The sequence below is a fragment of the Cupriavidus sp. 05T313 genome (assembly GCF_056396665.1).
Window position 1 is genome coordinate 15008 of record NZ_JBFTLX010000116.1, and the last position, 25873, is coordinate 40880.

The 25873-nt window shown below is 64.9% G+C and carries 18 protein-coding genes and 1 pseudogene; 13 read left to right on the plus strand and 6 right to left on the minus strand.

All coding sequences use genetic code 11. The features are described 5' to 3' along the window. Positions 1–237: 237 nt before the first annotated feature. The gene (locus tag AC1DKD_RS23280) at positions 238–1551 is read right to left on the minus strand and encodes a hemolysin family protein (RefSeq protein WP_441627775.1); all 1314 of its coding nucleotides are present in this window, start codon (positions 1549–1551) and stop codon (positions 238–240) included. A gap of 392 nt (positions 1552–1943) precedes the next feature. Here AC1DKD_RS23280 and AC1DKD_RS23285 point away from each other — a divergent pair, with 392 nt between their 5' ends. From AC1DKD_RS23285 to AC1DKD_RS23300, 4 genes and pseudogenes are all read left to right on the plus strand, one after another. Then, on the plus strand, positions 1944–4088 hold the full coding sequence (locus tag AC1DKD_RS23285) for a hydantoinase/oxoprolinase family protein (protein WP_477143760.1): 2145 nt from the start codon (positions 1944–1946) through the stop codon (positions 4086–4088). An 11-nt stretch (positions 4089–4099) separates the two neighbouring features. Next, positions 4100–6279, plus strand: a pseudogene (locus AC1DKD_RS23290) (hydantoinase B/oxoprolinase family protein). A 60-nt stretch (positions 6280–6339) separates the two neighbouring features. Continuing rightward, on the plus strand, positions 6340–6846 hold the full coding sequence (locus AC1DKD_RS23295; RefSeq protein WP_441627769.1) for an acetone carboxylase subunit gamma: 507 nt from the start codon (positions 6340–6342) through the stop codon (positions 6844–6846). A gap of 367 nt (positions 6847–7213) precedes the next feature. Continuing rightward, positions 7214–9235 carry a sigma-54-dependent Fis family transcriptional regulator gene (locus tag AC1DKD_RS23300; RefSeq protein ID WP_441627767.1) on the plus strand — a complete coding sequence of 674 codons (2022 nt, stop codon included), beginning with the start codon at positions 7214–7216 and terminating at the stop codon, positions 9233–9235. 29 nt (positions 9236–9264) lie between these two features. Here AC1DKD_RS23300 and AC1DKD_RS23305 read toward each other — a convergent pair whose 3' ends face one another. After that, complete coding sequence (locus tag AC1DKD_RS23305; protein WP_441627765.1) at positions 9265–10263, minus strand: tripartite tricarboxylate transporter substrate binding protein; 999 nt, start codon at positions 10261–10263, stop codon at positions 9265–9267. A 97-nt stretch (positions 10264–10360) separates the two neighbouring features. Further along, positions 10361–12055 carry a thiamine pyrophosphate-binding protein gene (locus AC1DKD_RS23310; RefSeq protein ID WP_441627763.1) on the minus strand — a complete coding sequence of 565 codons (1695 nt, stop codon included), beginning with the start codon at positions 12053–12055 and terminating at the stop codon, positions 10361–10363. A gap of 208 nt (positions 12056–12263) precedes the next feature. Here AC1DKD_RS23310 and AC1DKD_RS23315 point away from each other — a divergent pair, with 208 nt between their 5' ends. The 6 genes from AC1DKD_RS23315 to mdoH all read left to right on the plus strand — a co-directional run bounded on the left by AC1DKD_RS23315 (position 12264) and on the right by mdoH (position 20198). Further along, complete coding sequence (locus tag AC1DKD_RS23315; RefSeq protein WP_441627761.1) at positions 12264–12989, plus strand: GntR family transcriptional regulator; 726 nt, start codon at positions 12264–12266, stop codon at positions 12987–12989. A 58-nt stretch (positions 12990–13047) separates the two neighbouring features. After that, the gene (locus AC1DKD_RS23320) at positions 13048–13959 is read left to right on the plus strand and encodes a helix-turn-helix domain-containing protein (protein WP_035861378.1); all 912 of its coding nucleotides are present in this window, start codon (positions 13048–13050) and stop codon (positions 13957–13959) included. A 308-nt stretch (positions 13960–14267) separates the two neighbouring features. Next, a complete protein-coding gene (locus tag AC1DKD_RS23325) occupies positions 14268–14819 on the plus strand; it encodes a surface-adhesin E family protein (RefSeq protein WP_441627759.1) in 552 nt (183 codons plus the stop codon). 173 nt (positions 14820–14992) lie between these two features. Beyond that, positions 14993–15178 (plus strand): hypothetical protein, encoded by a 186-nt coding sequence (locus tag AC1DKD_RS23330; protein ID WP_441627757.1) that lies wholly within the window; start codon positions 14993–14995, stop codon positions 15176–15178. A 914-nt stretch (positions 15179–16092) separates the two neighbouring features. Continuing rightward, positions 16093–17676, plus strand: coding sequence for a glucan biosynthesis protein G (locus tag AC1DKD_RS23335; RefSeq protein ID WP_477143761.1), 1584 nt, complete (start codon positions 16093–16095; stop codon positions 17674–17676). Next, positions 17649–20198 carry a glucans biosynthesis glucosyltransferase MdoH gene (mdoH, locus tag AC1DKD_RS23340; RefSeq protein ID WP_441627753.1) on the plus strand — a complete coding sequence of 850 codons (2550 nt, stop codon included), beginning with the start codon at positions 17649–17651 and terminating at the stop codon, positions 20196–20198. Before AC1DKD_RS23335 ends, mdoH begins: the two co-directional genes overlap by 28 nt. 83 nt (positions 20199–20281) lie before the next feature. Here the strand turns inward: mdoH and AC1DKD_RS23345 are convergent, their stop codons facing one another. Continuing rightward, positions 20282–20848, minus strand: coding sequence for a hypothetical protein (locus AC1DKD_RS23345; protein WP_477143762.1), 567 nt, complete (start codon positions 20846–20848; stop codon positions 20282–20284). Positions 20849–21027: 179 nt separating this feature from the next. Here AC1DKD_RS23345 and AC1DKD_RS23350 point away from each other — a divergent pair, with 179 nt between their 5' ends. After that, positions 21028–22248 (plus strand): Bcr/CflA family multidrug efflux MFS transporter, encoded by a 1221-nt coding sequence (locus AC1DKD_RS23350; RefSeq protein WP_441627751.1) that lies wholly within the window; start codon positions 21028–21030, stop codon positions 22246–22248. A 67-nt stretch (positions 22249–22315) separates the two neighbouring features. Here AC1DKD_RS23350 and AC1DKD_RS23355 read toward each other — a convergent pair whose 3' ends face one another. Together AC1DKD_RS23355 and AC1DKD_RS23360 are read right to left on the minus strand one after the other, a co-directional pair. Then, positions 22316–23146 (minus strand): mechanosensitive ion channel family protein, encoded by an 831-nt coding sequence (locus AC1DKD_RS23355; protein WP_441627749.1) that lies wholly within the window; start codon positions 23144–23146, stop codon positions 22316–22318. Positions 23147–23378: 232 nt separating this feature from the next. Then, positions 23379–24581 (minus strand): ammonium transporter, encoded by a 1203-nt coding sequence (locus AC1DKD_RS23360; RefSeq protein WP_477143763.1) that lies wholly within the window; start codon positions 24579–24581, stop codon positions 23379–23381. Between the two features lie 599 nt (positions 24582–25180). On the opposite strand from AC1DKD_RS23360, the gene AC1DKD_RS23365 reads away from it, so the two are divergent. Together AC1DKD_RS23365 and AC1DKD_RS23370 are read left to right on the plus strand one after the other, a co-directional pair. After that, entirely contained in the window at positions 25181–25462 is a 282-nt protein-coding gene (locus tag AC1DKD_RS23365) for an HU family DNA-binding protein (RefSeq protein ID WP_017226623.1), read from the plus strand. Between the two features lie 191 nt (positions 25463–25653). After that, positions 25654–25873 (plus strand): acyl-CoA thioesterase (locus tag AC1DKD_RS23370; RefSeq protein WP_477143764.1); only part of this gene is annotated, 220 nt, incomplete at its 3' end.

Consider the following 25873-nt stretch of genomic DNA (forward strand, 5'->3'; position numbering starts at 1 on the left):
CGTGATCCGGGCACGATCCGGCCATGCCGTGACCGCACCAACCGCCATGCCATCCGTGCCCCGGCCTGGGGATCTTGTCCTCAAGCCGCAGTCAGGAGTGGCACGGCACAGCCAGATCATAYGGCACGGCAGGCGCCGCCCGAAGAGCTGCGGATACAGGGATAGTGCGGATTCGCGGGGGCTTGACGGAGCTCAAAATCCGGCGCCTGGCGTAACCAGGCCTGGCGGGCAGGGTGATCAGCCGGTGGTTTCGGCGTCGGCGCCGTCCTCGGGCGGCACGCGCGAGGCCAATACCTTGTCGATGCGCTTGCCATCCATGTCGACGATCTCGAACTTCCAGTCGGCCCAGCGCACCGTGTCGCCGGTTTGCGGGAGCCGGCCCAGCAACAGCAACAACATGCCGGAGAGCGTGTGGTAGCGCTCTTTGTCCTCTTCCGGCACGTGGCGCAGGCCAATGCGGTCTTTCAGCTCGGGGATGGGGATCAGGCCATCGAGCAGCCAGGAGCCATCCTCGCGCTGCACCGCCCATTCCTCGCCGACGCCGTCCTGCTTGAATTCGCCGGTGATGGCTTCGATCAGGTCCTGCAGCGTGACCAGGCCCAGCACCTCGCCGTATTCGTCGATGACGAAAGCGATCTGGCCACCCGAGATGCGGAAATTCTCCAGCAATTCCATGCCGGTCACACTCTCCGGTACGAAAACCGGAGGTTGCACCACGGCGGCCAGGTCGGTGGGCTCGCCGCGCAGGCGGCGCGCAAGCAACTGGCGCGCGCTGACCACGCCGAGCATGTCGTGCATGCCGCCGCGCACCACCGGGAAGCGCGAGTGATCGGACTCCTCGATGCGGCGCAGGTTTTCTTCCAGCGGGACTTCCACGTCCAGGCAGACCACGTCGCCGCGCGGCACCATCAGCGAGGTGAGCTGGCGGTCGTCGAGGCGGAACACATTGCGCACCATGGTGTGCTCGTGCTGCTCGATGACGCCTGCCTCCGAGCCTTCCACCAGCAGCGCATGGATCTCTTCTTCGGTGACGGCCGGGCCACGGCCGCTCTTGACGCCAAGCATGCGCAGCACCAGCCGGGTCGAGCTGGAGAGCAGCTTGACAAAGGGCGTGGAGGCCAGCGCCAGGAAGGAAATCGGGCGTGACACCAGGCGGGCGATGGTTTCCGGCGCCATCTGGCCGAGACGCTTCGGTACCAGTTCGCCAAGCACGATGGAAAAGTACGTCAGGCCCGCCACAACGATGATGGTTGCCACGTAACCGGCGGTCGACGCCTGCAAGCCAAGGCCTTGCAGCCACACACCGAGCGGCTGGGCCAGGGTGGACTCGCCAACCACGCCGTTAAGCACGCCGATCGAAGTGATGCCGATCTGCACGGTCGAGAGGAAGCGGGTGGGGTCTTCGCCCAGCTTGATCGCCTCGATGGCGCCGCGGTCGCCTTCTTCGATGCGCCGTTGCAGGCGGGCCTTGCGAGCCGTCATCAGGGCGATTTCGGACATCGCGAACAGGCCGTTGATCAGAATCAGCGCCAGTAATATGGCAATTTCCATCAGGGTGCGCGCCCTGTGCGCGCAGGAGTTATCGAGGCCCAAAGCATAACATCGCTGTGTGTCAGGACCGCTTCCGGCCTTGCACAGAGTGGCTTATCCATCGCCCGGCGGTATCTGCGGCCGAACGGGCCGCCGCCCCCCGCGCAGCGCGAAAACCGAACGATGCGCCGTTCGAATTCACGACGTTCGAGACGGTGCAAGTCGCTTGTTCCCACTTTCCGTAGCCCGGGAATATTCGATATCCCATTGATATAAAAAGAAAAAACGCTTGTCTCCGCGGGCTGGCACAGCGGTTGCGATACAGACACCGGACCACCGTGCCACGCGGTGAGTCTGGCAACGGCGCTGCCTGGCAGCCGCCGTGAACGCTGTCAAAGCAAGGAGACAAGGATATGGAAGTGCAATCACAAGTCCAGGTGATGGGCATCGACGCCGGCGGCACGATGACCGACACCTTCTTTGTGCGCGCCGACGGGCGGTTCGTCGTCGGCAAGGCCCAAAGCAACCCGGAAGACGAATCCCTGGCCATCTTCAACTCCTCGGAGGACGCGCTTGCGCACTGGCAGCGCGGCGTCGACGACGTGTATCCCGAACTGTTGACCTGCGTGTACTCGGGTACCGCGATGCTCAACCGCGTCGTGCAGCGCAAGGGACTGGACGTGGGCCTGATGGTCAACAAAGGCTTCGAGCACGTCCATTCGATGGGGCGGGCCATCCAGAGCTACCTGGGCTACGCGCTGGAGGAGCGTATCCATCTCAACACGCACCGCTACGACGAACCGCTGGTGCCGCTGTCGCGTACCCGCGGCGTGACCGAACGCACCGACGTGCAGGGTGCGATCGTCATACCGCTGCGCGAAAACGAAGTGCGCCAGGCAACGCGCGAACTGGTGGCGGCCGGGTCAAGGGCCATCGTGATCTGCTTCCTGCAATCGCACAAGAACGGCACCAGCGAGCAGCAAGCTCGCGACATCGTGCGCGAGGAACTCAAGAAGCTGGGCGCCGATCTCCCCGTGTTCGCCTCGGTGGACTATTACCCGCAGCGCAAGGAAAGCCACCGGATGAACACCACGGTGCTCGAAGCCTACGCGGCCGAGCCCTCGCGGCAAACGCTCAAGAAGGTCAGCGACCGTTTCAGGAAGCACGGCGCCAAGTTCGACCTGCGGGTGATGGCCACCCACGGCGGCACCATCAGCTGGAAGGCCAAGGAACTGGCACGCACCATCGTCTCCGGCCCGATCGGCGGCGTGATCGGCTCCAAGCTGTTGGGCGAGACCCTGGGCTACGACAATATCGCCTGTTCCGACATCGGCGGCACCTCGTTCGACATGGCGCTCATCACCAAGGGCAACTTTGCCATTGCCGCCGATCCCGACATGGCGCGCCTGGTGCTGTCGCTGCCGCTGGTGACGATGGACTCGGTGGGCGCCGGCGCGGGCAGCTTCGTGCGGCTCGATCCCTATAGCGGCGCCATCAAGCTCGGTCCGGACAGCGCGGGATACCGCGTCGGTACGTGCTGGCCGGAGAGCGGGCTGGACACGGTGTCGGTTTCCGACTGCCATGTGGTGCTGGGCTACCTCAATCCCGACAACTTCCTTGGCGGCGCCATCAAGCTGGACGTCGAGCGGGCGCGCCAGCATATCAAGGCGCAGATCGCCGATCCGCTGGGTTTGTCGGTGGAGGATGCGGCAGCGGGCGTGATCGAACTGCTCGACCTGCAACTGCGCGAGTACCTGCGCTCCAATGTAAGCGCCAAGGGCTACAACCCGACCGAGTTCGTCTGCTTCTCCTATGGCGGGGCAGGGCCGGTCCATACCTATGGCTACACCGAAKGCCTGGGGTTCAAGGACGTGATCGTGCCGGCGTGGGCGGCGGGCTTCTCGGCATTCGGCTGCGCCTGCGCGGACTTCGAATACCGCTATGACAAGAGCGTCGACCTGGCGCTGCCGCAGGACGCCGCCGAGGCGGACAAGGCCCAGGCGGCCCAGACCATCCAGAAGGCGTGGTCGGACCTGGCCGCCAAGGTGATCGAGGAGTTCAAGATCAACGGCTTCAAGCCCGAAGACGTGATCCTGCGCCCCGGCTACCGCATGCAGTACATGGGCCAGCTCAACGACCTGGAAATCAGCTCGCCTATCGTCAGTGCCGCCACGGCCGGGGACTGGGAGCAGATCGTCGACGCCTTCGAGGAAACCTACGGCAGGGTGTACGCCAGCTCGGCGCGTTCGCCGGAACTGGGCTTCTCCGTCACCGGCGCGATCATGCGCGGCATGGTGATTACCCAGAAACCGGTGCTGCCGGAAGACCCGGAAGGCGGGCCGAAGCCGCCTGCGCAAGCCCGCCTGGGAACGCGCCCGCTGTACCGCCAGAAGCAGTGGCGCGACGCGGTGCTGTGGAAGATGGAGGCGCTGCAGCCCGGCAACATCATTACCGGACCGGCCATCATCGAGTCGGACGCGACCACCTTCGTGGTGCCCGAGGGCTTTGCCACCACGCTCGACAAGCATCGCCTCTTCCACCTCAAAGAAGTGAAGTAAGGAGACACGCCATGAACATGATGTCCAGCAAGGAAGTCGGCCTCGCCGACCTGCTCAAGACCGGCGAAACGCTCAAGCAGTTCCGCGACGCCATCCTGGAGCGCACAGCCAGAACCGGCCACTACAACGGGCTCACGCGCCTTGAATTCCGCGAGCGGGACCCGATCCGCTACGAAAAGCTCTTCTCCAAGCTGCGCGGCGGCCTGGTGCATGCGCGCGAAACCGCCAAGAAGATCGCCGCCAGCCCGATCGTCGAGCAGGAGGGCGAACTGTGCTTCACGCTCTACAACGCCGCGGGCGATTGCGTGCTGACCTCGACCGGGATCATCATCCACGTCGGCACGATGGGCGCGGCGATCAAATACATGATCGAGAACAACTGGGAGGCCAATCCCGGCATCCATCCCGGCGACATGTTCACCAACAACGATTGCTCGATCGGCAATGTCCATCCTTGCGACATCGCCACCATCGTGCCGATCTTCGCGCACGGCAAGCTGGTCGGCTGGGTGGGCGGCGTGACCCACGTGATCGACACCGGCGCGGTGACGCCTGGATCGATGTCGACCGGGCAGGTGCAGCGCTTCGGCGACGGCTACATGATCACTTGCCGCAAGACCGGGGTGAACGACACCCCGTTGYGCGACTGGCTGCATGAGAGCCAGCGCTCGGTACGCACGCCGAAATACTGGATCCTGGACGAGCGTACCCGCATTGCGGGCTGCCACATGATCCGCGACCTGATCGAAGAAGTGATCGAGGACGAAGGACTGGAAGCCTACGAAGAGTTCTCCTACGAGGTGATCGAGGAGGGGCGGCGCGGCCTGCAGACACGCATCAAGGCGATGACGTTGCCCGGCAAGTACCGCAAGGTCGCCTTCGTCGACGTGCCATACAACATCAGGTGGCCTTTACCAGCGGCATCTGGGTGATGATGACGCAGACCCTGGTGCCCACGCAGCGCATCAACGACGGCGCTTACTTCGGTACGGAATTCCATCTGCCCAAGGGTACCTGGATGAACCCGGACGACCGCCGCACCGGCCATGCCTATGCCTGGCATTTCCTGGTCTCAGGCTGGAGTGCGATGTGGCGCGGCCTCTCGCAGGCCTACTTCAGCCGTGGCTACCTGGAGGAGGTCAATGCCGGCAACGCCAACACCTCCAACTGGCTGCAGGGCGGCGGCATCAACCAGGACGGCGAGATCCACGCGGTCAACAGTTTCGAGGCGTCCTCGTGCGGCACCGGCGCCAGCGCCATCAAGGATGGGCTGAATCATGCCGCGGCGATCTGGAACCCGGAAGGCGACATGGGCGACATCGAGATCTGGGAAATGGCCGAGCCACTGCTCTACCTGGGGCGCAATGCCAAGGCCAATTCCGGCGGCTACGGCAAGTACCGGGGCGGCTGTGGTTTCGAGACGCTGCGCATGGTGTGGAAAGCGCAGGACTGGACCATGTTCTTCATGGGCAATGGCTATATGAACAGCGACTGGGGCTTGATGGGCGGCTATCCGGCCGCCACCGGCTACCGCTTCGAGGCCCACAAGACCGGCCTGAAGGAGCGCATTGCCGCCGGCGACAGCCTGCCGCTGGGCGGCGATGCCAATCCGGACCTGCCGGATTACGAGAACCACCTCAACGCCGGCGCGGTAGTCAAGCGCGACCAGCAGTGCATGACCACCGAGGACTGCTACGACAACTACGACCTGTACCTGAACTACCTGCGCGGCGGCCCGGGCTTTGGCGACCCGCTCGACCGCGAGGCGGAAGCCATCGAGCGGGACCTGAACAACGCCTTGCTGTTGCCGGAGTACGCGCAGAAGGTCTACGGCGCCGTGGCGACCAGGGATGGCAACGGCATCTGGAAGGTGGATGCCAGGGAAACGGCGCTGCTGCGCGTCGAGATCCGTAACCAGCGCCTGGCGCGCTCGCAGCCCGTCCAGGAATGGATGAAGGGCGAGCGCGAGCGGATCCTGGTCAAGCACGCTTCGACCCAGGTGCAGCACATGTTCGCCACCAGTTTCGGTCTGTCGAAGAAGTTCGAGCAGCAGTTCCGTACGTTCTGGGATCTGCCGGACTCGTGGACCCTGACCGAGGACGAACTGGACGTGCCGACCTATGGCTCCAAGTACCGCATGGACCTGTCCAAGATGCCCGACGTCAACACCGTGGTGCTGGTCGAGGAATGAAGCCCGGCCCACGCCAGCGAACACAGACATCAGGCAATACGCCACCAGAGAGGATTCAATATGTCCACCTACACCAGTGAACAGGTCAAGAACCTGGTCGACGGCAAGCTCGACTGGGACACCACCTTGCGCATGCTGTCGATGCCCAAGGATGCCGCGCGCTTCCAGCTTTACGTGGAAGCACTGCAGAAGAAGCTCGATTGGGACGATCGCATCGTGCTGCCGCTGAGCCCGCACATGTTTATCGTGCAGCAAGCCAAGACCAGGAATTGGGTGACCCAATGCGACTGCGGCCATGTCTTCTGCGACTATCGGGAGAACTGGAAGCTGCACGCCAACGTCTATGTGCGCGATACGGACGAAGCCATGGCCGAGGTCTATCCGCAACTGATGGCGCCGGATACCCAATGGCAGGTGTACCGCGAGTACTACTGCCCGAAATGCGGGACCATGCACGACGTGGAAGCGCCTACGCCGTGGTATCCGGTGATCCACGACTTCGAGCCGGATATCGATGCGTTCTACACGGACTGGGTGAAGTTGCCGCTGCCGGAGCGCGTGGATTGATGCGCGCATCGGCACGGAAGTAATTGTTTGTCCACTTTCTGGCCCGGGGATGGAGCGGCCATCCCCGGGCGGAAGGCCTGGCGGCCGTTCGATTTTCGGACGGCCGTTTCGTTTTCGGCCGGTCGCTGGCGGACGATCCGGCGCGCGTGCGGCCCGGCAGGGCGCGCGGCCGATGGCTGGCGCGTGGCCTGGAACTTGCACATAGGCAAGTCCCGGCTGGCTTTGGCGGCAGCGTCGGGAGTAGCATGCAGGAAGCGGGCCCTGGTCCCGCAAAGCAGACAAGACAAGACAAGACAAGACAAGAGAACGAGCCGGCGAACCGGCCATCCGAGCCCGCATCGAGCGGGCCCCCGCAAGGAGACACGGAATGCAAGAAGCCGGCACACCGATGGACTGGTTTTCTCATCCCGACCACGACGCCAGCATCATGTCCGCCTGGGAACACTTGATCGACGGTGGTGAGGCGAGTGCCGGAGAATTGCGCTGCGTGGTCGACGATTCCTGGCGCCGCTGTCTGGTGGGCCAGGTCGATCCCGGTGCCGGTGCCGCGCCGCCACCGCTTGACGAAGGGGCCCTGCGCGCCCGGCGGGAGAAGAACGATCGCCTGCTCAGCGCCAGCCTTCCGTTGATACAGCAGACCCGCGAGTTTCTCTCCCAGACCGGCACCATCATGCTGCTGGCCGATCCCGACGGGATGATCCTCCAGCAGGAGGGCGATATGCGCATCGTCGAGCCGGCCGGGGAAGTGGGCCTGATTCCCGGCTGCGACTGGACCGAGCTCAACTGCGGGACCAATGCCATCGGTACCGCGCTGGCCTTGCAACAGCCCGTGCAAATTCACGGCGCCGAGCATTTTTGCGCCGGCATCAAGCGCTGGACCTGCTCGGCCACGGTCATCCGCGATCCGCTGGACGGCGGCGTGCTTGGGGTCATCGATGTGTCCGGCCTGGCGCAGACCTACAGCCGGCATAGCCTGGCGTTGACGGTGTCGCTGGCCGGCCGTATCGAAAGCCGGCTGGCCAAGCTGGCCATGGAGCGCCGCCTGCGCCTGCTGGATCGCTGCATGAGCCATTTTGCCTCGGTGCGCAGCGATGGCGTGCTCGTCCTCGATGCGGGCGGGCGCCTGATCAAGGCCAATCCGCAGGCACCGGCCGCACTGGCACGGCTGGGTGTGCGCACGGCGCTGAACAGTGCGTTTTCCGTCCCCGGCCTGGACGCCCGCGCGGCGGGCGCGGGCTCCGGACCACTCCCCGAATGGCTGCGCCTGACCCGCTTCGAAGCGATCCGCGACAACGGTGAGATGCTGGGTTTCGTCGTGGTGATCCCTGCCGCGCCGCATCGTCTTGCAACAGGTGCTGTCGGCGTGCCGGCCGCCCGGCCGGGCCTGGCCCCGGCGTTTTCACGGATCGTAGGCAGCAGTGCTGCCTTGCGCTCCGCCGTGGAGAAGGCGCAGCACCTCGCGCCGTCCAGGGTGCCGGTACTGCTGCTGGGCGAGACCGGTGTCGGCAAGGAACTGTTTGCGCAGGGGATTCACCAGGCCAGCGCTTGCGCGGATGGCCCGTTCGTGGCGCTCAATTGCGGGGGGCTGTCGCGGGACCTGCTCGCCAGCGAGCTCTTCGGCTATGCCGAGGGGGCGTTCACCGGGGCACGCAAATCGGGCGCGCCCGGCAAGATCGAGGCCGCCAACCGGGGAACGCTGTTTCTGGACGAAATCGGGGAAATGCCGCTCGATATCCAGCCGCACCTGTTGCGCGTGCTGGAAGAGGGGGAAATTTACCGGCTGGGCGAAAACACGCCGCGCAAGGTCAGCTTTCGCCTGGTCGCCGCCACCCACCGGAACCTGCGCGACGATGTGGCCGCGGGAAAATTCCGCATGGACCTGTTCTACCGCATCGCCGTGACCAATATCGCGATACCGCCGTTGCGCGAGCGCAAGGACGATATTCCGGCCCTGGTCACGCACTGGCTGGGGCAGCTATGCGAGCGCTACGGCCTGCCGGTGGCCTCGTTCGATGACGACGCTTACCGGTGCCTGCTGGCCTACGACTGGCCGGGCAATATCCGCGAATTGCGCAACGCGCTGGAGGGCTCCTTGCTGATGGCCGAAGGCGGCGTGATCACCATGGACAAGCTGCCGCTCGAAATCAGCGCGGTGGGCATGCCGGGCGCCACCGGCTTGCCCAAGGGCCTTGCCAGCAGCGCGCCCGAGACGGTGTACTCGCTGGAAATGGCCGAATCGGAATCCATCCGCAAGGCCCTGGCGTACAGCGGCGGCAACCTGACCAGGACCGCGTCGCGCCTTGGCATCGCGAAGAGCACGCTGTACCAGAAGATCCGCAAATACGGGTTGAGCGCGGCCCTGAGCGAAACGCGCGGCAGGGTGACATAGGGCGGCGATACTCACCGCTTTCCGCACCTTCAGTCTTCCAGTTTCAGGCTGGCTTTCTTGACGAATGCATTCCAGCGTTCGTATTGGTCGCGGGCGTAGCGGTCCAGCGCCGGGCCATCGCTGGCCACGACCTCGAAACCCGCCTGGGTCAGCTTGCGGTGTGTTTCAGGGTCCGCCAGCGCGGCCTGGAACGCTTCGGTGAGCTTGCGCACCGTCGCCGGCGGGGTGCCGGCCGGGGCGAAGATGCCGATCCAGGAATAGGCCTCGAAGCCGGGAAAGCCGGATTCCGCCACGGTCGGAACATCGGGCAGGTCCGGCAGCCGCTGGTTGCCGGTGACGGCCAGCGGCTTGATCTTGCCTGCGGCAATCTGGCCCTTGAGCGCCGCGTAGCTCAGCAGCGTCAGGCTTGACACATTGCCGAGCACGGCCTGCACGGCGGGCCCGCCGCCGGCATAGGGGACATGCAGCAACTCGACGCTGGCCTGGCGCTTCAGGTCCTCGGCGACCAGGTGATTCATCGAGCCAAGCCCGGTGGAGGCGTAGCTGTATTTGTTCGGCGCCTGTCGGGCGGCGTCCAGGAAGGTCCGCAGGTCTTTGCCGGGCACGGTGGGCGAGGCGCCGATGACCAGCGGGAACCGTACCGCCAGGGTCACGCCGACGAAGTCCTTGAAGGTGTCATAGGGCAGCTTGGACTTGGCGATCGGATTGATGGCGTGGGTGTCGAAGCTCACCAGCACGGTGTTGCCGTCCGGGGCGGAGCGGGCCACGTACTGGGTGGCGAGCTGGCTGGCGGCGCCAGGGCGGTTCTCGATCACCACCGGCCTGCCGGCCGCCTCGGCCAGCTTGGGCTGGATGATCCGCGCGGCGATGTCGGTGCTGCCGCCGGGCGGGAAGGTCACGACCAGCTTCAGTGGCGTTGCGCTGTCCGCCAGCGCGGGCCGGATGGCCAGCGGCAGCAGGCAGGCCAGGAGCGCGACGCCGGCCACCAGCGCACGTCGGTTGACGGATGCTACACGTAGGCAATGCATGAATACCTCTCCCTTGGTCTGTTGGCGTCTGATGGCGTCCGTGACTTCCCGTGCGCGGTCCTTCCTGGCCGGCGGCCGCGCTTGCCGGCCCTGTGCCTCAGCCCATCCACTGGCTCACCGGCGCGGCGGAGTCCTGCAACTCCTGTGAAATCACATCGATCAGCGCCGGACCATCATGCTCCAGCGCAGCCCGGACGGCAGCATCCAGCAGCGCGGGATCTTCCACCCGCCAGGCCTTCACGCCAAAGGCTTCAGCCACCCGGGCGTGGTCGGTGCGGTTGAAGTCCACCGAGAAATAGCGTTTGTCGTAGCCGGCTTTCTGGCTGGCCTTGATCCAGCCGTAGACCGAGTTCGAGAACACGATCATCTTCAGCGGGATCTTGCGCCGCACCAGGGTTTCCATCTCGCCGCAGGTGAAGCCGAAGCTGCCATCGCCCATCACCGAGACGACCGTGGCGCCGGGGCGGCCGACGATGGCGCCGATGCCCGCCGACATGGAGAAGCCCAGCGCGCCATGCGCCCGGTTTGTGATGAAGTGGCGGCCGGGCCGGCTGGCATTGTAGTAGGCCGAGAAGTACGGGCAAGGCGTACCGGGGTCGGCGACCACGATGGCATCGTCGGGCAGGAGGCGGTTGAGTGCATCGACCACGCGCTCGGGCTTGATCGGCGTATCGTGCGATGCAGCCAGGGGGGCGAACGCGGCCAGCTTGGCGGCACGCGCCGCGCCAGCCAGCGCCACGCCGTCGGCGGCGTCCGCCGGGCGATGCGCAAGGCGGTCCCGCACGGCGGGGTTCAGCGCGCGCAAGGCCAGCAGCGCGTCGCCCACCATGCCGACCTCGGTCCGGTAATTGGCCGCGATCACCATCGGGTCGGCATCGATATGCAGGATCGGCACGCTGCGGGCGGGAAAGCGCCAGTGCTCGGTGGTGGTCGAACCGGCCCGGCACCCGATGAACAGMACCAGATCGGCCTGGGCGACAATCTCGCGGGTCGCCATGATGCCGCCGTTGGCGCCCACCACGCCGGCATTGAGCGGGTGGGTGTCGGCCAGGCTGCCCTGGCCGCTGACCGTGGTGCAGACCGGCGCGGACAGCATGACGGCCAGCGCGTCGAGTTCGCCGCAGGCGCCGGAAATCACCACGCCGCCGCCGCAAATGATGACCGGCGCGCGCGCTGCCACCAGCTTTTGCGCCGCGCGTTCGATTTCCGCGGGATCCGGGGCGTAGCGCATGGCGGGGAAACGGTCGTGCCCCTGCTGGGCCCAGACGTCGGCGGCATCGACCTCGTGCTTCTGCACATCGTACGGCAGGCAGATATGGGCTGAACCCGGCTTGCCCGTGGTCATGGCGCGGAACGCGCCGCGTACCGCATCGGGAATCTGGTCGGCACGGTCGACGGTGGTATTCCACTTGGTCAATGGCCGGTAGAGTGCCTCCTGGTCCAGCTCGGTCAGCGGGTATTTGCCGCGCGAACCCACCGAAACGTCCGACGTGATGCCCAACACGGCCACGGAAGATTCATTGGCCTCGACCAGCCCTGGTAACAGGTAGGTAGCCCCGCCGCCGCTCGGGCCTTCGCAGACGCCCACCTTGCCAGTGACGCGCGCATAGGCGTCGGCCATATAGGCGGCACTGCGCTCGTCCCGGGTCAGGATGTGGTCAATGCCGTGGTCCAGGCGCGCCAGGGCATCGTAAAAGGGCAGGCTGGTGTCGCCGCACAGGCCGAAGACGTGCTTCACGCCGTTGAGTTGAAGCATCCGCACCATGGCTTCGGCGCCATTCATCTTAGTCATCCGGGGAATCTCCAAATCCAGGGGCCGCGCGCCGCCCTGGTTGCGGGCCGGGCGCATGCCTGTCTTCGTTGCAGTTGAGCAGGCATGCGCAAAGGATACACATTAGAATACAGTTAAGTATACTTAAAATTGCAGCGCCGGGCCGGACGTGCCACGGGCACGCGGTATGATCCAGCGCCCATCCTTTCGAAGCGAAGCAGACAACAGCATGAAGACGCCTATTTCCACCGTCAGGCGAAGACGCGGTTCCGACGTGTTCACCACGCTTCGGGAGATGGCGATTTCGTATGAACTCAGGCCTGGCGAGCGCCTCAACGAGATTGAACTGGCCGAGCGGCTGGGCGTGAGCCGTACACCGGTGCGCGAAGCGCTTACCCGGCTGGCCACGGATGGTTTCCTGGTGGAATCGAGCCGCGGCTATATGCGCCGCCCGCTCGAAATCCAGGAAATGCTGGATCTGTACGAGGCCCGTGTCGCGGTGGAGCGGGAATGCCTGCGCCTGGCGTTCGCGCGTGCCACGCCGTCCGCTATCGCGGAGGTTGGCGCCTATCTCGATCGGAGCAAATCGGTCCCGCCGGATACGCCGGTGCGCGAACTGGTCGAGCTCGACGAGGGTTTTCACATGCGCATTGCCGCCATGGCCGGCAATGCCGAGCTCAGGCGCATGCTCGCCAGCCTCAACGAGCGCATCCGCTTCATCCGGTGGATCGACATGGAGAACATCGGCCGCGATTCCACCCAGCGCGAACATGCCGAGATCGTGCGCGCCCTGGCGGACCAGAACTGGGAGGCGGGCGAGCGCTATCTCAGCGCGCATATCGCGTTGCGGCGCGAACAGATCGTCGAAGCCATTACCAAAGGGCTGGCGAGGATCTACTTGCCGGATGCCGCCGAGGACGCACGCTCGCCGGAGTCGCCCGACACGGGGCGTTGAACCTGCGATTACCTCGGAGGTAGTCGCCAGGTGGCCATCGCCATGCTGTAATACGGCCATGGACACCCTGACCCCCAGCTCCGAAACCGCACTCGACTTCCCCGGCCTGCTGCGCTACTGGCGCGGCAAACGCGGCTACAGCCAGCTCGCGCTGTCACTGGCGGCAGGGGTCTCCCAGCGGCATATCAGTTTCCTTGAATCCGGCCGCGCCCGGCCCAGCCGCGAGATGGTGCTGGCGCTGGCCGACCGGCTCGGCGTGCCGCTGCGGCAGCGCAACCGCCTGCTGCTGGCCGGCGGGTTTGCGCCGGCCTACAGCGAGCACGGGCTGGCCGCGCCCGCGCTGCAGATGGTGCAACAGGCGGTCGCGCTGATCCTGTCCAAGCAAGAGCCGTATCCGGCGGTGGTGCTGGATCGCTTCTGGAACATGCTCGATGCCAACCAGGCATACCGCCGCATGATCGGGGTACTGCTGGGCGATCGCGCGCCATCCGTGCTGGAGGAGAACAGCGGGCGCATCAACCTGATGCTCACCGTCTTCAATCCGGATGGCCTGTGGCCGGTCATCGAAAACGCGCGGCAGGTGGGGCGTTACCTGTTGCGGCGCGTCTGGCAGGAATTGCAAACGCAGGCGCAGGACCAGACCGCGCGCGAAATCTTCAACCGGATTGCCGGATGGCATCCCGACATGGTCGGCCCGGCCGGCGTCCCGCTGTTCGATGACGAAGCCGCGGAACGCACGCCACCGCCGATGTTGCCGGTGGCGCTGGCGGCCGAAGGTTTCCGCGCCTCGCTGTTCTCGACGCTGACCACGCTGGGCATCCCGCAGGATGTCACGCTGCAGGAAATGCGCATCGAGTGCTTTTTCCCGGCCGACGATGCCTCGCGCGCCGCGCTGGAGGCGCTGTCGAAGCGGACGTCCGAAAGCCCGCCCTCCAGTGCCCACCGGGGCGTGGCTGTTGGCAGCGCATGAGGTAGCGCGTGGCATAGGGTCATGAAAGGGGTGAAAGTCAGTGGCTATGGTCTATTGCCATTGAGAAATTCCCCAAAATCCCATGGCTTTTTCGATTTGAGGATTTTCCTAATAATCGGGATTGAGCGATTATTGATTCAACTCTCCGGGCAGAGTGCGTGCCGCTATCGCGCTGCATCCATGATGCGGCAACGCACCTTCGATGGGGGGGGGGGGCTGAAGCGAGGGGCTAGCTGCCTGCCGGAAGGCGGCCGCGGCACGGTATGCGACAATGCGGGCTGTTTTTTGGTCTACACGAGGGTCCGTCCATGTCCTTGCGCGCCTTATTCCATGCTGCCGCCGTGCTGATCGGCAGTAGCATTTGTCTTGCCGCGTATGCCGAACCGGTTACCGCAACGGTTCGCCCCGCCGCCGCGGGTTTATATGAGTGCCAGGCTCCCAATGGGGGCACGGTGTTCCGTTCCACGCCGCGCGAGGGTTGCGCGATGGTGGCCGCGCCGGATCCTTCGGCGCCCGACCCGCAGCGCTGGCTGCCCCTGACGGGCGCAAACGGGGTGGTCTCCTACTTTGACAAGAGTTCGGTGCGCCGCCGGGGGCCCGAGGTCGGCGTGGCCGTCATGCGTAACGCGCCGGCCGGCGTGATTCGCACCGCCAGTGGCGAACCGATCCGCTCCTCGCTCAGGCGCATGGTCTTCAACTGCGCCACGTCCATGTACGCGGTGGTCGAGCAGACGCTCTATGCCAAACGCTACGCGCGCGGCGAATCGCTCTACACCATCAGCGCGCCACAAGCCGGCATGCCGCAGCCGGCCAACGCCGGCACCATTGCCGGCGAACTGCTGGGCCGGTTGTGCCATTGAGGCCTTTGCCGGCGCACCTGGATGCATCCAATGCTGCGCCGCAGTGTCGATGGGCGTGCTGATGCGTCAACCCATCCCGACCTTGTGCCGTTGTTGATGGTGATGAAGCGGGGTGCCTGTGGCCGCCAAGGGCCACGGCCAGGCTTCTTTCCACAGCTGACCAGGAGGCTGATATGAAGAAGTGGATCGTGATGTTGTCGCTGGCCATGTTTGGCGCGGGTGCATATGCGCAGGCGTCGGCTCCCGCCGCCGGCGATAAGCCTGCCGCGGCAAGCTCGAGCAAGGCGACAAAGCCCGCCAAGACGAAAAAGAACCACGCACCTCCCGATAGCGACAAGATGATGAATAAAGGCGCCTGAGCGCCGATAGCGAAAGGCGACAGGCAGCCCTTGCGTCATTGCGCCACCGCGCGCATGCGCTGGCCGGGCTAGTTCGCCACGCCGCCCGCGTCCGCCGCACCGCGCGTTGCATCACGCGGTGCGGCGTGCCCGGTACCGATGTCCAGCGGCGCCATGCGCCATTCCGGGGGGACTGGCATCGAGGCGGAACCTGATCGAGAGGCTGCGGCCTCTCTTTTTTTGCCCGGATGTATTCACACCGGCTTCCCGTCGCACAACGCCAGCTGACAGCTGGTCCGACTTTCCCGAACGTCTGCTTCAAACGTTCGCAGGCCTGATCCGGGTGCAGTGCACGATTTCGCAGGTGCGCCATGCGCCGTTCCAGTGCCGTACGGGGCCACGCCGCGCGCATTGACGGCGTCCAATCCATGTCCTAGCGTTGCAGATTCGGACGTCGGCCTCAAGTAGCGAAGCGGGGTGCAGCGGCATGCGAGACGACGGCGAGATGCTCGCCCCGGCTATCAGACCTGGCGGCAGCGCCAGGGAAGGGGCTGTAGAAATGGCTGCGTACACAACGTGCCCTGTGCGGCACCGCGCGCTGATCCAGCGATGTTGTCCATGTGACGCCCCAGCACGGGATCGGCACCGAAAGCGGCGTCCGGACGACCGGGGTTTCAATTTGTTGCAAACGTTGCGTGATCGAAACGTGACTTCCCAGGCTCGAATTGTTAAGGTTCTTTTGCGCATTGCAACAAGCCCGATATACGCTTGATCAAGTGAAAACAATGCGCCGCAAGATCCTTATCCGTGCTTCCCGGTATCTTCGCGGCCAGCATCCCGCCGTTGCTTTTGTCATCGCGGCCGCATGGTGGCCCGCCTTTTGCTGCGGTGACTGATCGACCCCGATTTTCCAACTCTGCCTGTCACTGGCATCCATGTCCGAAACCGTTACCCTGCCAACCATCCAATCTGYCCAACCCCATACAGCGGCACGCGCCAATGCGGGCGCCATGCGTCTGGGCAGGTGGTTGTGCGGCGGCATGCTGGCGGTGTGCGCGATGGCCGCGCACGCGTTCGACTTCGATACCGTGGCGGCGCGCGCGCGCCAGCTGGCCGGAACGCCTTACAAGGCGCCTGCGCAGAACCTGCCTCGCGAACTTCGCGAACTGTCCTACGAGCGATATCGCGAGATCGAGTACAAGCCCGAGCGATTCCAGTGGCGTAATGCCAAGCTTCCCTTCGAGCTTTCGTTCTTCCATGAGGGCATGGTGTTCGACCAGCCCGTGCGCATCAACGAAGTGGTGAGCGGCAGCGCGCGCGAGATTCGTTTCGATCCGGCCGCCTTCAACTATGGCCCGCACAAGGTCGATGCCGCCAAGCTCAAGCCGCTGGGCTTCGCCGGCTTCCGGGTGCTCTATCCCCTCAACAACGCCAAGAGCAAGGACGAAGTCGTTTCCTTCCTGGGCGCCAGTTACTTCCGTGCGCTCGGCAAGGACCAATGGTATGGCCTGTCGGCGCGTGGCCTGGCGGTGGATACCGCGCTCAATTCGGGCGAGGAGTTCCCGCGTTTCGTCGAATACTGGATCGAGCGGCCTTCACCGGCGGACAAGCAACTGACCATCTATGCCCTGATGGATTCGCGCCGCATGAGCGGGGCTTATCGCATCGTGATCCGGCCGGGCGCGGAAACCGCCATGGAGGTGAAGTCGCGCCTGTTCATGCGCGAGAACGTCACCAAGCTTGGCCTGGCGCCGCTGACCAGCATGTACCTGTTTGGCGAGAACCAGCCTTCGGCGGTGCAGGACTACCGGCCCGAGGTGCATGACTCCGACGGTCTTTCGGTGCAACTCGGCACAGGCGAATGGCTGTGGCGGCCGTTGAGCAACCCCAAGCGCCTGCTGGTGACCTCGTTCGCGGCGACCAATCCGCAGGGCTTCGGCCTGATGCAGCGCGACCGCAATTTTGGCAATTACCAGGAAATCGGCGCGTGGTACGAGCGCCGCCCGAGCGCCTGGGTGGAGCCCAAGGGCAACTGGGGTTCGGGCCGGGTCGAGCTGGTGCAGATCCCGACTCCGGACGAGAYCAACGACAACATCGTGGCGTACTGGGTGCCCGATAACCCACCCAAGCCCAAACAAGCTTTCGATTTCGAATATCGCCTGCTGTGGCAGAAGGACGGCGAAAAACAGCCGCCGCTGTCGTGGGTGACACAAACGCGGCGTGGCCAGGGGCTGAGCCGCAAGCAGGACGACACCAGTTTTTCGCTGGTGGTGGATTTTGAAGGCCCAGTCTTCAAGAAACTGGCTGCGGATACCCGGATCGATCCGGTGATCTCGGCCGACAGCAACGGGGAGCTGCTGAACACTTCGACGCAGCGCAATGAAGCAACCGGCGGCTGGCGCATGACGATGGTCGTGCGCCGCAAGGACGAAAACAAACCGGTCGAATTGCGCGGCTATCTTCGCAACGGCAATACAACCCTATCCGAGACGTGGAGCTACATCTTACCCCCAGGCTAAAGCAGCGCACGGCCCCGGCGGCATGCGAGCGCTATCTCGATCGCGTGCCGGTCTCTCCAGACCTGCGCCGCGAGCTTCTCAACAATGTCGCTTGCGGCGATGACGCGGATCCCGAATCGGCCATTCATTCGCTGCAGCAAAAACTCGCGGCTAAAGACGCTGGCCAGTCGCCGGCGGGCGCTACCTACGGTTCGGTAGGGCGTCGCCTCAATCTCGCGTACGGCGCCCCGCAAGCGGCGGGCGAGCCCCTGGTGCAACGCCGCGCCGATGGCACCGTGCATATCGACACCGGCCCGGCCCCCGAGCGCGGCTCGATGGTGCCGCGGGCATGGCCCCCGCACATCGTCACCGGTTTCCTTCGCAACCTGGGCCGGCGCGTGCTTGGCCGCCCACCCGTGCCTGAAACCTGGGACACCTTGCACGATGGTCCCGACGCCGAGGGCAAGTGGCATCCCGCGGGCGCGCATCGCCGCTGGGTGCTGCTTGGCCTAGTGGCCGGGCAGACCACACTGGCCACCTACTTCATGACAAAGGTGCTGCCTTATCACGGCACCGACCCGCTCGAGATCGCCGTGCTGGCGCTCTTCGCTATCCTGTTCTCGTGGGTGTCCGCGGGTTTCTGGACCGCGATGATGGGTTTCCTTGTGCTGGCCAAGGGCGGCGACCGCCATCTGATTTCGCGTTCGGCAGCGGTGGACGGACCCATCGCGGAAGAGGCGCGCACGGCAGTCATCATGCCGATCTGCAACGAGGACGTGAACCGGGTCTTCGCCGGGCTGCGCGCGACCTATGAGTCGATGGAGCGCACCGGCGAACTGGCGCGCTTCGATTTCTTCGTGCTGTCCGACAGCGGCGACCCGGACCTGCGTACCGCCGAGACCGATGCGTGGATGGAAACCTGCCGCGCGGTCAATGGCTTTGGCCGAATCTTCTATCGCTGGCGCCGTCACCGCGTCAAGCGCAAGACCGGCAACGTGGCCGACTTCTGCCGCCGCTGGGGCAGTGCGTACCGCTATATGGTGGTGCTTGACGCCGATAGCGTGATGAGCGGCGAATGCCTGACCACGCTGGTCAAGCTGATGGAAGGCAACCCCGGCGCCGGCATCATCCAGACCGCACCGCTGGCAGTGGGGCGCGAGACCATGTATGCGCGGGTGCAGCAGTTCTCCACGCGCGTGTACGGTCCGCTGTTCACCGCAGGACTGCACTATTGGCAGCTTGGCGAATCGCACTACTGGGGCCACAACGCCATCATCCGCATCCTGCCCTTCATGGAGCACTGCGCGCTGGCGCCCTTGCCCGGCAAGGGGCCCCTGGCGGGGGAAATCCTATCGCACGATTTCGTCGAGGCCGCCCTGATGCGCAGGGCCGGGTGGGGCGTGTGGATTGCCTATGATCTCGAGGGTTCCTACGAGGAACTGCCGCCGAACCTGCTTGACGAGGTCAAGCGCGATCGCCGCTGGTGCCAGGGCAACCTGATGAACTTCCGCCTGTGGATGAAGCAGGGCTTCCACGCGGTGCACCGCGCCGTGTTCCTCACTGGCGTGATGGCTTATCTTTCGGCGCCGTTGTGGTTCCTGTTCCTGGTGCTGTCCACCATCATGCTGGCCAAGCACGCACTGGTACCGCCGGAGTATTTCACGCAGCCTTACCAGTTGTTCCCGACCTGGCCCGAGTGGCATCCGGAAAAGGCGCTGGCCTTGTTCTCGGCTACCGCCACGCTGCTGTTCCTGCCCAAGGTCGCCAGCGTGCTGCTGCTGATGAAAGACTCGCGCAACTATGGCGGGCCGCTGCGCCTGGTCGCTTCGATGCTGATCGAGGTGGTGATGTCGGCCTTGCTGGCCCCCGTCCGGATGCTGTTCCACACCAAGTTCGTGGCGGCGGCATACAGCGGTTGGGGGATTACCTGGAAATCGCCTCCGCGCGAGGATGCGGAGACGACCTGGGGCGAAGCATTTCGCCGTCATGGCATGCATACCTTGCTAGGGCTTGCATGGGGCGGACTGGTGCTGTGGCTGGATCCAAATTTTGTCTGGTGGCTGCTGCCGATCGTCGGCTCGCTGGCCTTCTCGATTCCGCTCTCGGTGTGGCTGTCGCGGGTTTCGTTTGGCCGTGCGCTGCGCCGCGCCAGGCTGTTCGTGACGCCGGAGGAGGCCACGCCGCCGCGCGAAATGGCCGCCATGCAGAAGCACGTCGAGGCCGCGGGCGAACCGCCGGCATTTATCGATGCCGTGGTCGATCCCGTGACCAATGCATTGATGTGCGCCACCGGCTCGCCCCGCGTGGTACAGCCGCAGGCCACGCAACAGGAACATGCCGCGCTGGTGCACCAGGCTCTCACCGCCGGGCCAGATGGCCTCAGCGCCGCCGAAAAGCACGTGCTGCTGGGCGATCCCTTTGCGCTGGCCAGTCTGCATGAACTGGTCTGGGGTTCGCCGCTGGCGCATTCGGGATGGAAGGAAACCCGTGTGTTGCCCCGGCGCGCTGCCAATGTGGTGCCGCTGCGGCCGCGGCTTGCCTGAGTCTTGCGAGGGGAGCGGGTGCCCGCAACGGGCGCCCGCCGGCCCCGGCACTCCAGGGTGTCGCGGCAAGGAAATCAAACGGTTTAACGCAGCGCCGAAGAGCAGATGGGCGCGTTGATGTAGACGTCGCCCACGCGGCRCTCGCCCCGCTCGTTGCGCGTCATATAGCGGAACATCATGCTGATGCCCAGCTTGGTCAGGATTTCCACATCCCGGTTGGCGCAGATATTGCGCTGCAGGGGCGCGGCATAGCTGAGCTCGAAGCTGGCGAGGTCCAGCATGGGGCCTCGATACTTGGTCAGCTCAAGCTGGAAGAGGATGTGTTTGCCCGGTACCGACTGGCAGYGGCGCAGGCGCGTCTCGCCATCGATTTCGATGGGCAGCGCATCGTTGAGTTGTCGGCAGGCCCGCGACAGTATGTTGTCCGGCCGCGCGGTGTTGCGCAGCAATTCCGGTACGCCCGCTGCGCCGGTGTTCTGGCCAGTGGCCGCGCCCTTGAGCATTTGCGCCAGCGCATCGGCTTCGTCCACCACGACGGGTGCGGAGGCGGCGGCCCTGACTGGCGGCGTTGCCGCGCGCGCTTGCTGCGCCCACGGCAAACCGGCCGCGCCGGCGGCCAGGGTAAGTACCGGCACCGTCGGGCCTGTCATCACAGTTGCGCGCGTCCAGGCGGATGCGCGCCTGCATCATCGCCGCGCGGCGTGTCGGGTGCGCGGCTTGTTACGCTATGCAACAATTACGCTTCTTACCGCTCCCGCGCCGCTCGCGTCGCTGACGCATTGGCGCAGGTGGCCATTCCGGCCGCCCCGTTGTTCCTCAGGATGTTTCGATGACTCGCTCCGCCCGCGCCCCACAGTCCGCGCGTTTCCCGCTTTGGCTCCTGGTATGCGCTTCGCTCACTGCGCTGGCGCCCCTTTCGATTGATATGTACCTGCCGAGCTTCCCTGCGCTGGCCGGCGATCTTGGGGTCGATATCGGGCGTGTGCAACTCACGCTGGGAACCTTTCTGGTGGGACTGGCGGTGGGGCAGGCCTTCTATGGCCCGATCAGCGACCGCTTTGGCCGCAAGCCGCCGCTGTACATTGGCCTGCTGTCCTATGCGCTCGCAGCGGCCGGATGCGCGCTCGCGCGCGACGTCGAGGCGCTGATGCTGTGGCGCTTCTTGCAGGCCCTGGGCGGCTGTGCGGGCATGGTAATGGCCCGTGCCGTGATCCGCGACCGGCTGGAGGCGCACGAATCCGCGCGCGCCTTCTCCTCGCTGATGCTGGTGATGGGCCTGGCGCCGATCCTGGCACCCATCATTGGCGGGGCCGTGCTCGCGGCCTTCGGCTGGCGCGCCATCTTCTGGCTGCTTTGCGCCAGCAGCCTGTTGATCTTGTGGGTGGTCCACCGGTACATGGAAGAATCGCTCGACACCGTCAATGCCATGCCACTGCGCCTTGGCCGCGTACTCGCCAACTACGGCGAGCTGCTGCGAGACCGGGGCTTCGTCGGCTATTCGCTGTCTGCCGGCTGTGCGCAAGCCGGGATGTTCGCCTATATTGCGGGGTCGCCGTTCGTGCTGATCGAGTTGCATGGCATCGATCCCTCTTATTACGGCTTCGTATTCGGTGCCAACGCGTTGGGCTTGATTGGCATGTCGCAACTTAACGCGCGCCTGGTGCGCAACCGCACGCTTGACCACGTGCTGGGGGGCGCCCTGGTTGCGCCGTGCGCGGCAGGCCTGGCATTGGCCGCCGCGGTGCTGGCCGGACTGGCGCCGTTGCCGGTGTTGCTGGCCGGATTCTTTGTGTTTATCGCCAGCCTTGGATGCATCCTGCCGAACGCGTCGGCCCTGGCCATGGCCGAGCAGGGCCAGCGGGCCGGCACAGCGTCCGCGTTGATGGGGACGCTGCAATTCGGGCTGGGCACCCTGGCCGGCGCCGGGGTCAGCTTCTGGCGCGACGGCAGTGCATTGCCGCTGGCGGTAGTCATGGGTATTTGCGGTACCGGTGCGGTACTGATGCGCGTCTTCGGCCGTTCAGGCAAACCGGCGCACGGCGCCGGCTGACTGCTGCCGCCGTAGCGTAGCGGGGCGGCCTGGTTCCACGCTTCCGGCGCCTCCTTTCTCGGCACGGTTACGTGGCCGCGCTGTTTTGCAGCACCACCAGCTGGGCTGGCATCGGCGCGGAGAATCCGGCCTCGCCGAAGCTCTCGCGGATCACGCGGTTGGTGTCGAAATACACCTGCCAGTAATGATCGGTATGGCAGTATGGACGCACGGCAAGGACGGGGCCGACCAGGTTGAATTCGAGAATCTCCACGTCCGGCGGCGGTTCAGTCAGCACGTTGGGCAGTGCGGCCATGCGTTCCTTGAGCAGCGCGGCGGCGGCGATGTGGTCGGTACTGCCGGCCAGCTGCGCCTTGAGTTCAACGCGGCGGTAGGCGTTGGCGCTGAAGTTCTGGATGGTGTCCGCGAAAATCTTGTTGTTGCCGACCACGGTCAGGACATTGTCGGGCGTATCCAGCGTGGTGCAGAACAAGCCGATCTCCCTGACCGTGCCGGTGATTCCACCCACCGTGACGAAATCGCCGACCTTGAATGGCCTCAGCACCACGAGGAAAGCCCCCGCGGCAAAGTTGGACATCAAGCCCGACCAGGCCATGCCGATGGCAACGCCGGCCGCGGCGATCAGCGCGGCGAAGGTGGTGGTCTGGATGCCGAAATAGCCCAGGATGCCGATCACCAGCACGACATTGAGCGTGACCGTGACGATGGACCCGACGTAACGCAGCAAGGTCGGATCGACCTTCTGCTTGGCCAGCGCCCCCTGCACCAGCCGCACCACGAAATGAATCAGCGACCGGCCGATCACCCAGAAGGCGAGGGCAGCAAGTATCTTGATCCCGAATTCGGTCGCATAGGCAATCACTACGTCCTGAAGCTTCTGCAGCGTTGTAGCATCCATCGCGGTTCTCCCTTGCTGGCTCGGCAGGTACACGGGCAACGAACATCGTGCAGCGGATTCCCGGGCGCATCGGGGGCAAGACACGAGTGCGGGCAACGCATTATTGCTACGCCGCGTGCGGAAGTTCAAGCACAAAATGGCCGCCACGAGCGCAGCGCGCCACTGGCCGCCAACGGCCGGGGATCCGCGGCAGCGGATGGCGCGGGGGGGCAAGCCCCCTGCGCGCCGCGGCTTACCAGTTGGTTTCGCGCTCCGGCGTGGCGGAGATGCGATGCAACGACAGGTCCGCGCCGTTGTATTCCGATTCGGCATCGAGCCGGATGCCGACCAGCTTCTTCAATGTGCCGTAGACCACGGTGCCGCCCACCAGGGCGATGACGATGCCAAGCAGCGTGCCGATCGTCTGCGCGCCCAGGGAGACGCCGCCGATGCCGCCCAGCGCCTGGCTGCCAAAGATACCGGCGGCAATGCCGCCCCAGGCACCGCACAGCCCATGCAACGGCCAGACGCCCAGCACGTCGTCGATATGCCATTTGTTCTGGGCCAGCGTAAACAGGTAAACAAACAGCGCGSCGGCGATGGCCCCGGTCACCAGCGCACCCAACGGATGCATCAGGTCCGAGCCCGCGCAGACCGCCACTAGGCCGGCAAGCGGGCCGTTGTAGGCAAAGCCGGGGTCGTTGCGGCCCGCCGCCCAGGCGGCCAGGGTACCGCCCGCCATGGCCATCAGCGAATTGATGGCGACCAGCCCGCTGATCTTGTCGACGGTCTGCGCGCTCATGACATTGAAGCCGAACCACCCCACCGCCAGCACCCAGGCGCCCAACGCCAGGAAGGGGATATTGGAGGGCGGGTGGGCGCTGATGCGGCCGTCCTTCTGGTAGCGTCCGCGGCGCGCGCCCAGCAGCAGGATTGCCGGCAGCGCGATCCAGCCGCCCATGGCGTGAACCACGACAGAGCCGGCGAAGTCGTGGAAGGGCACGCCCGCGACGGAGGTGATCCAGTCTTGCACGCCGAACCGGTTGTTCCAGGCGATGCCTTCGAAGAAGGGATACACCAGGCCAACCAGGACGAAGGTTGCCACCAGTTGCGGATTGAAACGCGAGCGCTCGGCAATCCCGCCGGAAATGATGGCGGGAATGGCGGCCGCAAAAGTTGCCAGGAAAAAGAACTTCACCAGTTCATAGCCGCTTCGTTGCGCCAGTTCATGGGCGCTGGTAAAGAATTCGACCCCATACGCCACGGTGTAGCCGATGAAGAAATAGGCGATGGTGGAAATGGCGAAATCCACCAATATCTTGACCAGGGCGTTGACCTGGTTCTTCTTGCGCACCGTGCCTAACTCAAGAAACGCAAAGCCCGCGTGCATAGCGAGCACCATGATCGCCCCCAGCAGGATGAACAGGGCGTCGGTGCCGCTTTTCCAATTGTCCATACATTCCTCGTGCTCAAAATGGGAGCACTGGTATGCAAAAAGCATTCCAGTGTGGGGCATCCTGGCGGGGAATCTGCACCGTGTTGGGTGCTTTTGCACCGGATTGTCGCGCCTGCGGGGGCTGCCCCGTTGATAGCAGCGAGGGCGATCGCCTTGCAGTCCCTGTGGGGACAGGCAAAAGCCTGCGCCAAAATGATGCACCGCATTGATTTGGGGCGTAGCCCTCTCACACCCATGCACCATAATGGGAGATTGCACCGCTCTTGCCCAGAATCGGGGCATGCCGCCGCCTGTGATCCGCGCATCGCACCGGCGGTGGTAGCGAGCGGACGAAGCAAAGCCGCATCGCGCCACAAGGGATGCGCGTCGCCCGTACGCGCGTTCGAATTCTGCCTAGCCTCAACGGGCGCATTTGAAAGGGCGGAAAAGGGGGGTAAATTCCCCGCAAAGGCGCTTGACTCAAGGATTTGCGGCTTTTTTCGTTGCATTGGTGCCACTGGGGATTGCCCAATGCGTAAAGCGCGGATTAGACTGCGCCGATCGGTAATTTGCCGCGTGGCAGACACTCCGATCAAGACGACCAACAAGGGAAATCAGCCATGAATAAAGGTGAACTGGTATCTGCCATCGCCGCGGACGCCGAATTGAGCAATGCAGCGGCAGAGCGCGCACTGAATGCGGCTCTGGACAATATTAAGAAGGCGGTTGCCAAGGGTGATTCGGTAACGCTGGTGGGTTTCGGCAGCTTCAGCTCCGGCAAGCGCGCCGCGCGTACCGGCCGCAATCCGCGTACCGGCGAGACCATCAAGATTCCGGCCGCAAAGACGGTCAAGTTCTCTGCCGGCCAAGGGTTCAAGGACGCTGTGAACAAGAAGAAGTAAGCAGTCCGCGCCTTGAGCGCTGATAAGAAGGCGGCCCGAAAGGCCGCTTTTTTGTTGGCGCCGGGGTGCGCCGGGACGTGCTCCGCCACAAGGCAAGGGGCCCGTTCCGGGTTAAACTGCCGATCGTCGGCACCAGCCTTTCGACCCGCTTCGCGGGTCCGCCCGGCCGCTTCCAGATTCCGGATTTCATCATGAACGACCTGTCCCACCAGCTTTCCATGACCGTGCTGATGACGCCGGACATGGCCAATTTCTCCGGCAATGTGCAYGGCGGCACCATCCTCAAGTATCTCGACATGGTGGCTTATGCCTGTGCCAGCCGCTACGCGGGGCGCTATGTCGTGACCTTGTCGGTCGATCAGGTCGTATTTCGCCAGCCCATCCACGTGGGAGAACTGGTGACCTTCCTGG

Bases quoted from the DNA above. Each gene is read 5' to 3' on its own strand.
- AC1DKD_RS23320 (WP_035861378.1), top strand. From the start codon at position 13,048: ATGGACACCCTGACCCCCAGCTCCGAAACCGCACTCGACTTCCCCGGC.
- AC1DKD_RS23365 (WP_017226623.1), top strand. From the start codon at position 25,181: ATGAATAAAGGTGAACTGGTATCTGCCATCGCCGCGGACGCCGAATTG.
- AC1DKD_RS23330 (WP_441627757.1), top strand. From the start codon at position 14,993: ATGAAGAAGTGGATCGTGATGTTGTCGCTGGCCATGTTTGGCGCGGGT.
- AC1DKD_RS23305 (WP_441627765.1), bottom strand. From the start codon at position 10,263: ATGCATTGCCTACGTGTAGCATCCGTCAACCGACGTGCGCTGGTGGCC.
- AC1DKD_RS23325 (WP_441627759.1), top strand. From the start codon at position 14,268: ATGTCCTTGCGCGCCTTATTCCATGCTGCCGCCGTGCTGATCGGCAGT.
- AC1DKD_RS23300 (WP_441627767.1), top strand. From the start codon at position 7,214: ATGCAAGAAGCCGGCACACCGATGGACTGGTTTTCTCATCCCGACCAC.
- AC1DKD_RS23355 (WP_441627749.1), bottom strand. From the start codon at position 23,146: ATGGATGCTACAACGCTGCAGAAGCTTCAGGACGTAGTGATTGCCTAT.
- AC1DKD_RS23295 (WP_441627769.1), top strand. From the start codon at position 6,340: ATGTCCACCTACACCAGTGAACAGGTCAAGAACCTGGTCGACGGCAAG.
- AC1DKD_RS23350 (WP_441627751.1), top strand. From the start codon at position 21,028: ATGACTCGCTCCGCCCGCGCCCCACAGTCCGCGCGTTTCCCGCTTTGG.
- AC1DKD_RS23280 (WP_441627775.1), bottom strand. From the start codon at position 1,551: ATGGAAATTGCCATATTACTGGCGCTGATTCTGATCAACGGCCTGTTC.
- AC1DKD_RS23315 (WP_441627761.1), top strand. From the start codon at position 12,264: ATGAAGACGCCTATTTCCACCGTCAGGCGAAGACGCGGTTCCGACGTG.